Here is a 15,171-nt window from a genome sequence, read left to right as displayed (position 1 = left end):
TTTTGCGAAACTTATTCTACCTTATCTGCTGAACGTCCTCAAAACGGTTTCCTGTTTCAAAAAGAGGGACACGACATTGCTCGGTGGTCGTAAAACAGTAAAATTCAAAAAATGCGAGAACCTGTGGTTCTCAGAGAACGGCGTGACTTCGGTCACGCCGTTTTTCCGTTTATAAGCTCGTCCAGAGGGATGAATCCGATACCATCATACTTAATGTGGATGCTTTGTCTGCGCTTGCCGGAGGACTTGTCCGGGGCTTCCACATAGATTCCCTGGATCAGCTCTCGCAAGGCGTAAGGCGTCAGCTTCTCGATGCCCACATACTTATCAGCCTTCTGGATGAAGAGCTCAATGTTCTCATGCTGTCGTTCCTGTACTTCAATTTCCTGCTGTAAGGTCTGTGCCTCTTCTTCCAGCTGTTTCTGCTCCGCTTCGTAGCTCTGACTCATCATATCAAAACGGTCATCGCTGAGCCGTCCAGCTGCATTATCCTCATATATTTTGATGAACAGCCGTTTTAGCTCTGTGATGCGCTTCTGGCTGCGTTCCAGCTTCTTCCGACTAATCTGGATCTTTTCAGTGCTCTCCAGCCGCATTTGCTGACCCATGGCGGACACGAAGTAGTCCCTATGGTGCAGGATATATTCGGTCACCATCTGGATGTGGTGCAGCACCAGGCGCTCCAGAACAGATTCCCGGATATAGTGGGTACCACACTTTTCCTTATCCTTCCAGTGCAGGGAGCAGTCGAAGAATGCATTCTGCGGCTTGTAATTGTTGGTGGCACCGTAATACATCTTTGCGCCGCAGTCGGCGCAGAACACCAGACCGGAAAACATACTGGTTCTTCCGCTGCGGGTCATGCGGTGACGCTGCTGCCGGATCTCCTGCACCTTTTCAAACACATCGTCCTCAATGATGTGCTCATGGGTGTCTGGGAACACGGCTTGATTTTCCAGCGGATTTTCCCTTTGCTTTTTGTCCCAGATGGAATTGGTGAAGGTCTTGAAATTCACCGTGCAGCCGGTGTACTCCCGGCGTTCCAGGATGTTGACCACAGAACTGTCAGACCATTTGTAGGGATTTTCCGGCAGGGGATGAGGTGTTTCACGGCCCTGCTGCTTCTTGTAAGCGGTGGGAGTAAGCACCTGATCCGCTCGCAGTTGATTTGCAATCTGAGACGGGCCACGGCCCTCCATGCACATAGTGAAGATATTCTTCACCACAAGTGCGGCTTCCGGGTCGATGATCCAGTGGTGAGGGTCATTGGGATCTTTCACATAGCCATAGGGAACATTGACTGTCAGAGGGATACCTTTTTCGCCTTTGGACTTCTGAACAGCACGGATCTTGCGGCTGGTGTCACGGGCGTAAAACTCGTTGAACCAGTTCTTAATCCCGGCAAAATCGTTGTTCACGCTGTTGGGATCTGCGCTGTCAAAGTTATCGTTGATAGCGATAAAACGGGTTCCATACTTAGGAAAGGTTAAGGTGGTGTAAAGGCCCGTCATGGCGGAGTTTCGGCCCAGGCGGGACAGATCCTTGACGATGCAGTTGGCTACCTGGCCCGCCTCGATCTGGGTCAGCATCTCCTGAAAGCCGGGGCGCTCAAAGTTGGTGCCGGAATAGCCGTCGTCCACAAAGAACACCGGGTTCGTCATGTGGTGATCTCGGGCATACGAAAGCAGGATGCTTTTTTGATTCTCAATGGAGAGGGATTCGCCGGCCCTCTCATCTTCCTGGGAAAGTCTGCAATACAGGGCTGTAATTTTATCGGTTGCTCCAAACATTTCCGTTTCCTCCTTTTGGGGAGCAACTGCCAGTACAGGGTTGGTTGCTATGATATTAACATAACTTTTCTCGTTTGTCATGCTTGTGCCTCCCACTCTTCCGCCATCTGCTTCGCAGAAATTCGTTCCAACTTACGCAGCAAATTTTGTGTTCCCTCGAAGCTGCCAGTGACTGTGTAAACCGTTCCGGCAATTTCTTCCGTAATGCACAGCTCAGGAATCTGATAAGCAGAAATATTCCAGCTGTGCAGAGCTCCATTCTCGTCAACTGTGTAGGAAACATTTCTTTGGTTTTCGGTTGTGCAGTCGATTTTACAGTAGAGTTCAGACTGGACATAGACTTTTCCCGAATCGTCCTGCTTCATCTGGTGCATCCATTCTGCAACATCATAAGGAGGTTCCAGAGAATCCAGCCAGGCTTGCAGTTCCTCCATATTGTCAGGAAATTTCTGCTGAGTCATCCAGGTATCCCATTCTTCTTCGGTCATGTACTGAAACCACTCAGGCAGTACGAATTTGTCTGAAAGTGCATCCAGTCCTTCTTTTGAAACATCAAAGTTCAAATCTTTTTGTTCATTCATATTTACTTCCTCACTTTCATTTTTTGAAGGAAGGCAGCAAAAAAAGGCTGCCACAAAACGCACCTGTCTTGCAAACGCAGCAGATGTGTTATGTAACAGCCTTATACTCAAATGGTAAAAGCAAATACTCTGATTTACGATCAGAGCCAAGCGGGATGGTACCCACAATATGTTTGAAAATTAAACTATTCAATTTTGACTTTATTCTACACGATACGGAAGGATTTGGCAAGTATTTTAATTTCTGAGAAAGCGGCCGTAAGCTAAAATTCGTTTATATTTCCTGACAACTTGTCGGGAAAATTCATGTTCTGCTTTAGAAAAAGCAATCGAAACGATTGCGTAGCCGACACCATAAGGTGTCGTTCAAGGGGATTGGGATGCTTCCCCAACAAGCAATTTACAAAAATGTGCAACGCAAGATTTCTGTAAATTAGCAAAGTGGTACCACTTTGCATTGCTTGCCAATAACTGAACCGTTTTAATAAATTCCCAAGTTGGAAATAATTTTGTAGTTCCACTTTATACTCGATTGGGATAAAGCTATTTGAATAGCTGAGTGGATGAGCAGGCATAAAAAAGAGGGCCTCCGAAAAAACGGAAGCCCTCTACCCATTTACTTTGCCGCAACTTGCGGCGAAGTAACCGGAAACAACTTGGTATTAACTTGGAAGCGAATTCTCATGCAGATGGTTTCTCACAAATTGGCAAGCAATGCAAACCTGTACAGGTTTACTGAATTTTGCACATCTGCCTATTCGTCAGCTGCGCAAAATGCTTGTTGGGGCAACATCCCCAAACCCCTTCGAACAACAACTGCGTTGTTGGCTTAGTTCTCCTGTAATCTTTGGCTGATATCGAATCAGGATCTATTAGGGCGATTTGGTTAAGTCCACCGAATTTTCCCTACGCCTTTTCAAATATCAGTATTCTTTGATTCATATGAAGTGCTATGGAGTACATCTTCGAGCCAGCCTATAATTTCATCCAAAGACGATGTATTTAATTGGTAAAAGATATGATTACCTTGCCTTGTCCGTTGGAGAAGGTTTGCTGAGTTTAAGACAGCTAAATGCCTGGAAACAGATGCGTCCGTAACGGGAAAATGATTGCAAATTTCTCCCGCAGACATTCTGCCGTTTTTGAGCATACAGAGTATCTCTGCTCGTATAGGATCGGCAAGCGCTTTTAATTTGCATTGTAGCGACATTCTGTGCTCCTCTATTTTACTCTACACACTTTTCAAAAAAGAGCTTTTCCAGTTCTTCAAAGTTTTTGGCGTTATCTGTCATGGAGATTTTTCTATTCTTGTCGAGGAAAATAATCCGATCACAAAAGTTTGACACAAGATCCAGATTGTGAATTGAAAATAAAATCATACTTCCCCGATCTCGGTACTCCGTCAGCAGTCTTTTTAATACGGCTGTGCTTTCTGGATCCAGTCCATTAAAGGGTTCATCCAAAATCAAATTCTTCGCACCTGATAGGAATGCCGCCATCATATAAATTTTCTGCTTCATTCCAAGGGAATAGTTTGCAATATAGTCATGTAAGCTATCCTCCATATGAAGAGCTTGCGATAATTCCTCTATCTGGGGGAGAATATTGTCTTCTGTCCGATGATAAAGCTTTACAATAAATTTCAGGTATTCTTCACCGGTGAGGTTCAAAAACATTCCTTTATCATCCGGCACATAAAATAAATGCTCTCTTGCCTGCATTTGGTGATGAGGAATTCCATCAATTTTTACAATACCGAAATCCTTGAAAGATGCCTCGACCATAGATGTCAGCAGCGTCGTTTTACCAGTTCCATTTCTGCCAACCAGAGCGTAAATACAGGAATCCGTCAGCGAGAAAGAAACCTTTTCTAAAATCTTTCTGCGAGAATAGGATTTCCCGAGCTCAATCACTTCTATCATTCAGTTCACCTCCTGTACGGCACGAATAAGCGATCTCAAGAAAAATAAGAACGACCCCGCACAGAGTAACAAAGAGTATCAGGGAGATCCCCGTACAATATTTTTGCCATAGATTAATCTCGATCACCGTCAAAACCAAAACCGCAATCAAAACATAAAACTTGCTGAGATTTCCGTGTAACAGCTCATTTGTGCTATTGGCGGTTCGGGGCATTTTGAAGTCAAACAGAACGCCGAGCCAGACACATACATAGTTTATGATCGTTCCATACAGCAATAACAGAATTGCATCTGGGAGTGAGATCTTTCTGAATATGAGGGTAGCGGCCCAGAACAGCAAGATCGTCACCTCTCCCCATAGAAAACCATGAAGCGTTTTCCAATAGAACATCTTCTGGGAAGAAATCGGAAGGAACGCATAAAATGTACGATTCCCATCGCTTGAATACGCTGTACTGGACACTGTATTGACGGCTGCGCAGGACACCAGCAAAAGAATCTCGATCTGATACGGGACAAGAAGCTCAGCCCCCAGAAGTTTTTTGGACAGCAAGCCTGTCAGCAGCAATACCGTTATGATATTTTTGATGTTTGAGAAAAATAGCAGTGCCTTATTTCTGGTAACACGCTTCCACTCAAGGAAAGAGTATGGATTTCGCACAAGACAATTTCTGCTATGAACCATACTGTTTTTGCGCTGAAATCCTTGTACATTCTGGTATGCAAGCAGATAGCAAGCGTTGATCTTTGTCCGCAGTCGGGCAGCGACGAAAAGTGTACCTGCGGCTATGGTCAGTGAACTGCATAGAATCAGTGTAACAGAACGGCTGGTCAGCATAGGGACCATAGTCATTCCCGCACCGGCATCCAGCAGCAAGACAATAGGTCCTGCAAATTGGAGAACAAGAAAAACATATCCAACAGACCGATGTGGGGTAATTGTTCCAATCGCTACAGACAGTAAAAATACAAGCAGATTAAGAGAAACCAACATTATCAAGCAATAAAGAACGGCGAAACTGACAGCCAGAGCGTTTCTGAAACAAAAGAGAAATCCTGCCCAATAGACCGCTATGCAGAGTTCTGCCTGTAGGCAGATCACTTTTTTCAAAAGCACAAAAATCACCGTACCGCTGTCGATGGGAAGGGGCAGTACATGCTCAATCTTCTCATTGGCAAACAGAAGATCGGGAATTTGATAAACCGCAATAAATGCACTGATTCCAAGCACGATTACGGCAAGATAAGAAAGATGTGTATGGAGTGGACCGGGAATATACGTCTTCAGGGCATACCAAACCATAAATCCTGCATAGATTCCTGCAATCAGCCCGGAGACAGAGAAAATAATAGATGGCTTTCGTTTGGTAAGGATTTTCAACAGTGTTTTGTCCGTCATAAGACTTCTTAAAGATTCATGCAATATGCAGCCATCATCACAACAAAGAGCAATGCAAAGATGACCGTATTCATCTTAGATAATCTTTTCTGCTTGATGAGAAGCATATTGATCAGAAGTGAAATCACGGGAAACAGCCATACGCCCAGGACACTTGGGATGGGATAATAAGTACCTCCAGACTGTAAAATAGAGATTTCCGGAGGCAGAACAAACAGCATGATCCCTGAAACCACGAACATCAAGATTACAATCGCAAAATTCAGGATAGCAAGTTTTTCATTGTTTTCAGTATAATTCCCACCGAGAAGTTTCTTTAATGCGTTGCGAATCATTTTTTACTTCCTTTCTAAGTTGGCTCAATTTATGTGAGATTTCAAAAAAGCGGTTATCATCTTTTAATTCAGCGAATATCGGATTGTCTAAAACTGAACTCGCTATACTATCTTTAATTGCCTGCTCACTGCGAACCATCATGTGCCCAAGCGTCAGATTTTCGTCGAACCACAAATCCATCAGGTCAAAATAGGGATCGCCATGAAACTGAATCGGATAGATTTTACTTGTGGCTAAATGAGTGTATTTTTTTAATACTTCTATCGTTTTTTCAGAATTTCTCTGTTTTGCATAGCATTGTGCAACTGCCAGATAGAATGGGAACACAATAGCCGGATGCAGTGTTTCAAGAGAAAAAGCATCAATCAATGCATATGCTTTTGATTGTGTTTCGTTAAACTTTTCGGGTTCATCCGCAACCACACCAAGATAACTGGCAAGAAGGTTCATCATCACCACAACATGCTGATACAGGCCAACCTGCAAGATTCCTTTGGCCTTTTTTATTTCTCCGGAACGTCGATAGGCACTGGCAAAAATCGGTTCATCCGAAGTAAAAGAAAAGTCAGGCTCACCCAACAATTCGAGTGCTTCATCAGAGCGATTCAGATATAACAGACACATGGCTTCCATACTGCGTGCCTGCTTTTTAAGGTCAATTTCATCTGCATGCTTTTGTATGCGCCTAAATAGGTCGATTGCATCGGTCAACAGTATGGATGCGCATTTCTGATCTTGAACCATGCCGCTATGCGACATATACAAACTACCAATTTGATACAGCAGGGGAAAACAAGAATAGTATTTTTGTGTCAGCTCAACACATTTTTGCTTTGCTGTTACAAAGGGTTCTGACAAAAAATTCTGCGATAATTGCTGAATACTGGATCGAATCTGCCGTTTAGACATCTGCGGCTCATATCCGAGTAGTTCATCAACCGTGATACTGAAATACGAGGCAATCCGTGGCAGCAATGTAATGTCAGGATATGAAGTTGAAGTTTCCCATTTTGATACTGAAGCTTTGGAAACGCCCATATATTGGGCTAAATCATCCTGCGTAATGCCCTGCTGACGTCTGCACTCGATGATCTTCTCGCCAATTTTTAGTTCTTTCAATGGCTCCGCCCCCTTTCGCTATTATTATACGAATCAGAATTTTGTAAAACAATGGAATCATAAGCAACATTGGTTGATTAAGTTGCTTGCTGAGAAACATTTTGTTTGTCATTCCACAGAAAGACCGGGCTCACCAATGATGATAAGCTGGTCTTTCTGTGTAGATTAGTTCGGTAAAGATGATTTCTTCAGCCTACGCCTTGACCATGTTCATGTGTTGTGCCCAAGCCATCTGATTTGTTGCCTTGTCTGGAGCTGGATTGCTCTCAAGAAGTTGCTTCTGGATCAGTTCCAACCTTATCCCAACGGAAGTTTGTTGATTACAAATGAAAAACAGGCACCGCCAAGATTTTCACCTTGGTAGTGCCTGTTCATTTTTAACCAATCCTGCCTGACAGATGCCATAAGTAGTAATTTTCGTGGATTACTGTTTTATGGCCACCCATCTATACGTCGTGTCCCTCTTTTTCCTTCTATGTGTCAGCACCACATATTTCGCTTTTGCTTGGTAATTCGGATTATTCTTCTCTTTGCCGGCATAGCTCCAGACAGGTCTCCAACCATTGGCAGGCGGCCTGTTCCCGGAAAATTCCCCCTAACAAAACCAGATAGTCGTTGAACGCTTGGTCATCCTGAGGCGGGATTCCATCAAACTTGTCTTGATCCTTCTCGAGCCGTTCCAGGCGCTGCCGATGCTGTGCCAGTCGGTTCTCCAACTGCTGTCTGCGATTATTTGCAGAGGCACAGTCAGAGAAAAACAGCCGCAGCCGAAATTCATCCTTCGGGGTCTGAGGTGCAGCACTGGAGTCCTGTACCCATTTCCGGAGCATCTGCTCTCCGTCAGAGGTAATGGTATACACTTTTTTCTCCAGTACTGTGCCGGATATCTCCACCTGATAGTCGATAAGCCCAGCTTCATACAAGCTCTTGAGTTCAGGGTATATCTGGCTGTGCTTAGCACTCCAAACCTCAAACAAGCCTGACTCAAACTCCTTGGACAGCTCGTAGCCTGTCATGCTCCGGCGATGGAGTAACCCTAAAATGGCATAACCCAGAGTTCCCAAGGCAGATCACCTCAATTTCTTAAAAATCACACTTGCCAGTATCATACCACAAACATAAAAAAAGGCAAGAGAAAACACTCCTGCTCGAACATGTCAATATTGACATGTTCGAGCAGGAGTGTTAATCTGGAATGGCATTGTGTTGTTGCCAAAGCAGCACACAAAATTAAAACGGGAGAAATGCGCATGGAAAAAGCAAAGCGATATCTGGTTTTTCTTATTGGATTATTTATCAACTCTTTGGGTGTGAGCCTGATCACAAAGGCGGATTTGGGCACCTCCCCTATCTCTTCTATCCCCTACGTATTCAGCCTGAACTTTCCCCTCACACTGGGCGAGTTCACAATTATCTTCAGTCTGCTGCTGATCTTTCTGCAGCTGGTTATCCTACAACGGAATTTCAAGCCAGAACACTTGCTTCAGATCCCGGTGTCCATTGCCTTTGGCTACTTTATTGATTTGTGTATGGCACTACTTGCCTTTGTTCAGCCTCAAGCCTATCCGATTAAGGTGGTAGATTTGCTCATTGGCTGTGTCATTTTGGGGTTTGGCGTATTCTTGGAAGTCATCGCCGACGTAGTAATGCTCCCCGGAGAATCCTTTGTTCGGGCCGTGGTATTCCGTTGGAAGACGGAATTTGGTATAACCAAGGTCGTATTTGATGTCTCCATGACAGTCATTGCTGCCGTACTATCCTTTGTATTCCAGGGCCAGCTTAACGGTGTACGGGAAGGCACTGTGGCAGCTGCTATCCTGGTGGGCTTTATTGCCCGTCTCATGGGACGAAAGCTGGAAATTTTACCTCGAGTGCTGTTTGGTAAAACCAAAGCCCCCCAGGAGGATACGGCAGCGCCGGAACAAACCGTATGCGTAGTCATTGACCGGCAATATGGCAGCGGCGGCCACGATATCGGCCAGGCCCTGGCCCAGCAGCTTGGTCTCCCCTTCTATGATCGGGAAATCATCCAGATGGCGGTAGGTTCCACCGGCTATTCCCAGGAATTTATATCCCAACGGGAGGAAAAAATCTCCGGCGCTCTGCTCCACGACCTGGCCAGCGAGATGTACGGTTACTCCGAGCAGACCCCCGCTCCTACCGACACCATTTTTGAAGCAGAGGCTCAGGTCATGCGCCAGGCAGCCGAGAAAGGAAACTGTGTTATTGTGGGCCGATGCGCCGACGTGGTACTGAAAGGTCGGGCTCGCTGCCTGCGCATCTTCCTTCACGCTCCGTTGGAGTATCGGGTACAGCGTCTGATGCGCACCGAGGGCTTTGAGGAAAAAGAAGCCCGCCGTCGTCTGCGTCAAACCGACCGTACCCGCGCAGCCTACTACCAGTACTATACAAACCGCACCTGGGGTGTAGCCTGGAATTATCATCTGTGTATCGATACCTCTTTGGGAGAAGCTCGGGCTCAGGAACTGATTGCCCAATCCTTTCAGCAAATGCAGAATTAAAAAAGAACCCGTGGCCGTCCCAACTGGGACAACCACGGGTTTTGGTTTTATTCTGCTTAAGCGGGCTCTTCCGCAAAGTTTCCGGTGTACAAACGGTAGTAGGTACCCTTCTTTTCAATGAGTTCATCATGGGTGCCCCGCTCGATAATGCGTCCCTGGTCCATGACCATGATGCAGTCGGCGTTGCGCACGGTGGACAAACGGTGGGCAATGACAAAGGTGGTACGCCCACACATCAGAGCATCCATACCGTCCTGCACCAGCTTCTCGGTACGGGTATCGATAGAAGAAGTTGCCTCGTCCAAAATAAGCACCGGCGGGTCAGCCACGGCTGCACGGGCAATGGCGATAAGTTGCCGCTGGCCCTGGGACAGGTTGGCGCCATCTCCGGTGAGCATGGTGTCATATCCATCCGGCAGACGGCGGATAAATCCGTCGGCGTTGGCCAGCTTCGCCGCCGTCTTACACTCCTCATCGGTGGCATCCAGGTTGCCGTAACGAATGTTTTCCAGTACTGTACCGGTAAACAGGTGGGTATCCTGAAGAACGATGCCCAACGAGCTGCGCAGATCCGGCTTTTTGATCTTGTTGATGTTGATGCCGTCATAGCGGATCTTACCGTCGGCAATATCGTAAAAGCGGTTGATCAGGTTGGTAATGGTCGTCTTGCCTGCACCGGTGGCGCCGACAAACGCGATCTTCTGCCCCGGTTTGGCCCACAGACTGATGTCATGGAGGACCAGTTTGTTTTCGTCGTAACCGAAGTCCACTCCGTCAAAGACCACGCCGCCCTCCAGGCGAGCATAGGTGATGGTGCCATCCGCCTTGTGGGGATGCTTCCAAGCCCAGACATTGGTGCGCTGGGTGCTCTCAGAGAGCTGTCCATTGGCATTCTCTTTGGCGTTGACCAGCTCCACATAGCCCTCGTCCTTCTCCGGCTCTTGATCCATAAGATCAAAGACACGGGAGGCACCGGCGGCAGCAGTGACCACAAAGTTGATCTGCATGCTCACCTGGGTGATCGGCTGAGTAAAGCTCTTGTTCAGGCCCACAAAGACAATCACTGTGCCCAGGGTAACTCCGGCCATCCCGTTGATACCCAGAATCGCACCTATGATTGCTACCAACGCATAGCTCAGCCAGCCAATATTGCCGTTGACCGGCATAAGGAGGTTAGCATAGCGGTTGGCCTTATCTGCACTCTCCCGCAGAGCCTCGTTGATCTTGTGGAAATCTTCTTTGGCAGCCTGCTCGTGGCAGAACACCTTGACCACCTTCTGCCCGTCCAGCATCTCCTCGATAAAGCCGTCCACAATACCCAGATTTTTCTGCTGCTGGACATAGTATTTGCCGGACAGCTTGGAAAAGTTGGTGGTCACGGTGATCATGACCACGGCGGTCAGAACAGAAATAATGGTGAGCGTCGGATTCAGGCGCAGCATGACAACCAGCGTGGCCAACATGGTAACGACAGAGTTAATTACCTGAGGGATACTCTGGCTCATAAGCTGGCGCAGCGTATCAATATCATTGGTATATACCGACATAATGTCGCCATGGGAATGGGTATCAAAATATTTAATGGGCAGTGCCTCCATGCGGTGGAACAGGTCATCACGCAGGTGCCGCATCGTGCCCTGGCTGATGGTGACCATGATGCGGTTATAGCCGTAGGATGCAACCACGCCCAGCGCCAGCAAACAGCTCAGCCGGACAACTGCCTGCCACAGCCCGCTGAAGTCGGTAGAACCGCTGTTGAGCATGGGAACGACATAGTCATCGATCAAGGTCTGAGGAAAGCTGGTGCCGCTTACATTGGCCGTGGCAGAGACCAGGATACACAGGACCACCAGCAGAAATTGGAATTTATAGTAGCGAAGCATATACCGCAGCACCCGGTTGAGCACCTGGGTCGGGTTGCCTCGGTTCATTTTAGGATTCATAGCAGGGTGTCCTCCTTTCACGCAGGCTGGTCGAAGTCGCCGCCGCCCTGGACCTGAGAGTCATAGATCTCCCGGTAGATGGCATTGGTCTCCAACAGGCGTTCATGGGTATCAAAGCCGTCGATGTGGCCGTTGTCCAGCACCAGAATGCGGTCGGCATGCTCCACGCTGGAGATGCGCTGGGCAATGATGATCTTGGTTGTGCCCGGAATGCGCTGGGCAAAGGCCGCGCGGATCTTTGCGTCGGTGGCTGTGTCCACCGCAGAAGTGGAATCATCCAGGATGAGAACCTTGGGCTTTTTCAGCAGAGCCCGTGCAATACACAGCCGCTGCTTCTGACCGCCGGACACATTGGCGCCGCCCCGCTCAATATGGGTATGGTAACCGTCAGGGAAGCGGTCAATAAACTCATCGGCACAAGCTGCCTGACAGGCGGCGACGCATTCTTCTTCCGTAGCATCGGGATTGCCCCAACGCAGGTTATCCAGAATGGTACCGGAGAACAGGGTGTTTTTCTGCAGCACTACTGACACCTGATTACGAAGAGCTTCCATGTCGTACTGCCGCACATCCAGGCCGCCTACTTTGACCGCACCATCATCCACATCGTACAGCCGGCAGATAAGGTTTACCAGGCTGCTCTTGCCGGCACCGGTACCGCCGATGACACCGATGGTCTCATCGGCCTTGATGTGCAGATCAATGTCGGACAGCACGCTCTTTCCGCTGCCGTGCTTATAAGAGAAGTTGACATGGTCAAAATCGATAGAGCCGTCAGCCACTTCCATCACAGGCTTTTCCGGGTTGTGCAGGTCGGGGGTCTCCTCCAGCACCTCACTGATACGGCGGATACTAGCCATGGACATGGAGATCATAACCACCACCATGGACAGCATCATCAGGCTCATAAGAAGGGACATGACATAGCTGAACAGGCTGGTGAGATCGCCGGAGCTCATGCTGCCTCCCACAATGAAGTGAGAGCCCAGCCAGGAGATCATGATGATACAGAAGTAAACGGCGGTCATCATAGCGGGGTTATTGAATGCCAGCAAACCCTCAGCCTTGACAAACATGCGGTAGAGGTTGGAGGATGCCTTGGAGAACTTCTCGTTTTCATAGTCCTCCCGGACAAAAGCCTTTACCACCCGGATGGCAGAGATATTCTCCTGCACACTGGCATTCAGATCGTCGTACTTACGGAATACCTGGTTAAAGATCTTCATCGTCGCCACCATGATGCTTCCCAGGACCACGATCAAGAAAATAACGGCCAGCAGGAAGGTAAGGCTGAGCTTGGGGCTGATGATCAGACACATAATGTAGCTGAACACAAAGGACAGCGGGGAGCGTACCGCCACGCGGATAATCATCATAAATGCATTTTGCACGTTGGTGATATCGGTGGTCATACGGGTAACCAGTCCAGGCACGCTGAACTTATCAATGTTGGAAAAGGAGAAGGTCTGAATGTTGGAATAGATGGATTCCCGTAGGTTAGCAGCAAAGCCAGCGGATGCGCTGGCCGCAAATTTGCCCGCGGTTGCACCGAAGATCAGACTGAAAAAGGCCATGACCACCATCAATGCCCCGTAGCGGTATACCACGGAGAGATTGGCCTTTTCCAAACCCTCGTCAATGATGATCGCGGTAATAAAGGGGAGAAGGATCTCCATGATCACTTCCAGACTGGTCAATCCAATGCAGAAAAATGCATCTCGCTTGTATTGGCCAAGCTGGCGCAGTACCGTTCTCATAGCTTTTGATACCTCCTTATGGTTGTTGAATTAGTAGGGACAGGTTGCCCAGCATCTTTTTTTGCAGGCGATCCAAAGTGGCTAACTCCTCCTGGGAAAAACAAGCGTACAGCCTCTGCCGAATCTGGCGGGTGGTGCGGCAAAGAAATTCTTCCGTTTTCTTTGCCTTCTCCGTGGCAAACAGGAGCTTGCGCCGGTCATCCCCGGCACACTGCTCTACCCGCACATACCCCTTCTCCTTCAGCCGCTTTACCATGCTGGACAGGGCGGCCATGGAGCCTCCGAACTCCTGGTGGATGGCTGTCAGAGAGGTCCCCTGCTCCGAACGGCTTAAGATGTACATCAGGATCTGAGCCTGTATGGCGGTCAGCTCTCTGTGCGCCAGAGAAGCATTGGCCCACTGCTCCATTTGAATGCAGATGCGGCGATTGTCTCTCAGGATTTGTTCCCGATCAAGTTCTGCCATAATGTTGCCTCATTTCATTTGTTTGAAGTGAAACTGTTTCGCTGCGTAATGTTTATACCATAAATGTGCTTGCGTGTGAAATTCAAATATGCTATATTTAATAAAAAATTTTTATAGATTAAGTTTGTTGAACAACAAGAAAATTTTTAAGGGAGCTGATTTGGTGAATACGACACAACTGGAATGTTTTATGGAAGTAGCCAATGTTTTGAACTTCTCTCGGGCTGCAGAGCGGCTTCGTATCACCCAGCCTGCCGTCAGCCACCAGATCAACACCCTGGAAAATGAGCTGGAGGTCAAACTGTTTCACCGCACCAGTAAAAGCGTGCGCCTGACCCAGGAGGGGTTTCTGTTTACGCAGTATGCCGGTGAGATCTTAAAACTGAGCGGGTTGTCCAAAGCCCGGATGAAGGAATCCAAGGAGGAGGTGTTCCGCCGCATCGCCATCGGCTGCCGGAACACCACGGAACTCCACATTCTCTGCCCCGCCCTGGAGCAGCTGCGCCAGCTTCAGCCCCAGGCTCTGCCTGTACTGCGGCTGCTGCCCTTTGACTCCATCGAAAATCTGCTTACTGAGCGAAATGTCAATTTGATGTTTTCCTTCCGCAAGTCTGTACCAAAAAAGCTGAAGTATTACCCTCTGGTTCAGTGCCCGGTAGTCTGCGTGTGCAGCCAGAGCCACCCTCTCGCTGACAAAAAAGAGGTGTCGATTGAGGAGCTTCAATCCGCAGGCCGTATTGCGACTTGCCGCCCTCCCGCCTATCCCCCGGATCTGTTTGCTTTCCAGGGCCAGGTAGTGGGAGGCCGGGCTCCCGGCGAGGTGCTCTTCTGCGACGACCAGGAGGTGGTGTCCGCCCTGGTGGAGACCGGCTACGCCTTCGCAGTCATGGCTGACCTGCCCCATGCCAGACTGTCCAAACTGCGATACATCCCCATGAAGGATGCGCCGCTCCTCTCCTTCGGCGCGGTTTGTCTTCCCGGAGATCACAATCCCATTCTGAAATACTTTTTGAACTTGCTTGGTCAGAGCATGCAGCCAGAAACCCGTTCCGATTCCTGACCACTGGTGCTGCAATCATCCCGCCCATGCAGCAGGCATCAACAAAAAACAGGCATCCGTCTCAGTTTTTTCTGAGAACGGATGCCTGTAATTGTTTTGTGTTGAATTTTCCAAACAAAGATGCGCAGCTGTTCCGCTTTTGAACATCAACTCAGACAAATCACAGCAGTGCCAATACCTGCTCCCGCTCCGGCATGGAGCGGATCGCCCCACGGCGTGTGGTGACCAGATAGGCAGCCGCATTGGCAAAGTGCAGCATCTGAGTCAGATCGGCCG

13 protein-coding genes are annotated in these 15,171 nt (G+C 48.3%); 2 read left to right on the top strand and 11 right to left on the bottom strand.

All coding sequences use genetic code 11. The annotated features are described in order from the left end of the window. Positions 1-152: 152 nt before the first annotated feature. From ACLTXB_RS11090 to ACLTXB_RS11055, 8 genes are all read right to left on the bottom strand, one after another. Positions 153-1,790 (bottom strand): recombinase family protein, encoded by a 1,638-nt coding sequence (locus ACLTXB_RS11090; RefSeq protein ID WP_428227022.1) that lies wholly within the window; start codon positions 1,788-1,790, stop codon positions 153-155. A gap of 77 nt (positions 1,791-1,867) precedes the next feature. Continuing rightward, on the bottom strand, positions 1,868-2,371 hold the full coding sequence (locus ACLTXB_RS11085; protein WP_428227021.1) for a hypothetical protein: 504 nt from the start codon (positions 2,369-2,371) through the stop codon (positions 1,868-1,870). Positions 2,372-3,287: 916 nt separating this feature from the next. Beyond that, entirely contained in the window at positions 3,288-3,581 is a 294-nt protein-coding gene (locus ACLTXB_RS11080; RefSeq protein WP_298734214.1) for an autorepressor SdpR family transcription factor, read from the bottom strand. Between the two features lie 16 nt (positions 3,582-3,597). Then, a complete protein-coding gene (locus tag ACLTXB_RS11075) occupies positions 3,598-4,293 on the bottom strand; it encodes an ATP-binding cassette domain-containing protein (protein ID WP_298734217.1) in 696 nt (231 codons plus the stop codon). Continuing rightward, positions 4,277-5,692: a hypothetical protein gene (locus tag ACLTXB_RS11070; protein ID WP_298734219.1), complete on the bottom strand. Its 1,416-nt coding sequence runs from the start codon at positions 5,690-5,692 to the stop codon at positions 4,277-4,279. Before ACLTXB_RS11070 ends, ACLTXB_RS11075 begins: the two co-directional genes overlap by 17 nt. Before the next feature lie 8 nt (positions 5,693-5,700). Beyond that, entirely contained in the window at positions 5,701-6,027 is a 327-nt protein-coding gene (locus ACLTXB_RS11065) for a hypothetical protein (protein ID WP_298734221.1), read from the bottom strand. Beyond that, the gene (locus ACLTXB_RS11060) at positions 5,981-7,147 is read right to left on the bottom strand and encodes a helix-turn-helix domain-containing protein (RefSeq protein WP_298734226.1); all 1,167 of its coding nucleotides are present in this window, start codon (positions 7,145-7,147) and stop codon (positions 5,981-5,983) included. The genes ACLTXB_RS11065 and ACLTXB_RS11060 overlap by 47 nt, the downstream gene beginning before the upstream one ends. Before the next feature lie 518 nt (positions 7,148-7,665). Further along, complete coding sequence (locus ACLTXB_RS11055) at positions 7,666-8,211, bottom strand: PadR family transcriptional regulator (protein WP_008980030.1); 546 nt, start codon at positions 8,209-8,211, stop codon at positions 7,666-7,668. Between the two features lie 186 nt (positions 8,212-8,397). Between ACLTXB_RS11055 and ACLTXB_RS11050 the strand changes: the two genes are divergently transcribed. Next, positions 8,398-9,669: a DUF6198 family protein gene (locus ACLTXB_RS11050; protein ID WP_428227020.1), complete on the top strand. Its 1,272-nt coding sequence runs from the start codon at positions 8,398-8,400 to the stop codon at positions 9,667-9,669. Between the two features lie 56 nt (positions 9,670-9,725). Here ACLTXB_RS11050 and ACLTXB_RS11045 read toward each other — a convergent pair whose 3' ends face one another. Genes ACLTXB_RS11045 through ACLTXB_RS11035 form a run of 3 tightly spaced genes read right to left on the bottom strand, consistent with a single transcriptional unit; the run spans position 9,726 to position 13,835 of the window. Then, on the bottom strand, positions 9,726-11,612 hold the full coding sequence (locus ACLTXB_RS11045) for an ABC transporter ATP-binding protein (RefSeq protein WP_428227019.1): 1,887 nt from the start codon (positions 11,610-11,612) through the stop codon (positions 9,726-9,728). Positions 11,613-11,629: 17 nt separating this feature from the next. After that, complete coding sequence (locus ACLTXB_RS11040) at positions 11,630-13,369, bottom strand: ABC transporter ATP-binding protein (protein WP_428227018.1); 1,740 nt, start codon at positions 13,367-13,369, stop codon at positions 11,630-11,632. A gap of 16 nt (positions 13,370-13,385) precedes the next feature. After that, on the bottom strand, positions 13,386-13,835 hold the full coding sequence (locus ACLTXB_RS11035; protein ID WP_008980022.1) for a MarR family winged helix-turn-helix transcriptional regulator: 450 nt from the start codon (positions 13,833-13,835) through the stop codon (positions 13,386-13,388). Between the two features lie 163 nt (positions 13,836-13,998). Between ACLTXB_RS11035 and ACLTXB_RS11030 the strand changes: the two genes are divergently transcribed. Beyond that, positions 13,999-14,895 carry a LysR family transcriptional regulator gene (locus ACLTXB_RS11030; protein WP_428227017.1) on the top strand — a complete coding sequence of 299 codons (897 nt, stop codon included), beginning with the start codon at positions 13,999-14,001 and terminating at the stop codon, positions 14,893-14,895. Positions 14,896-15,171: the final 276 nt, after the last annotated feature.

This window comes from Flintibacter sp. (assembly GCF_046973065.1).
This window is presented reverse-complemented; position numbering and strand designations above follow the sequence as displayed.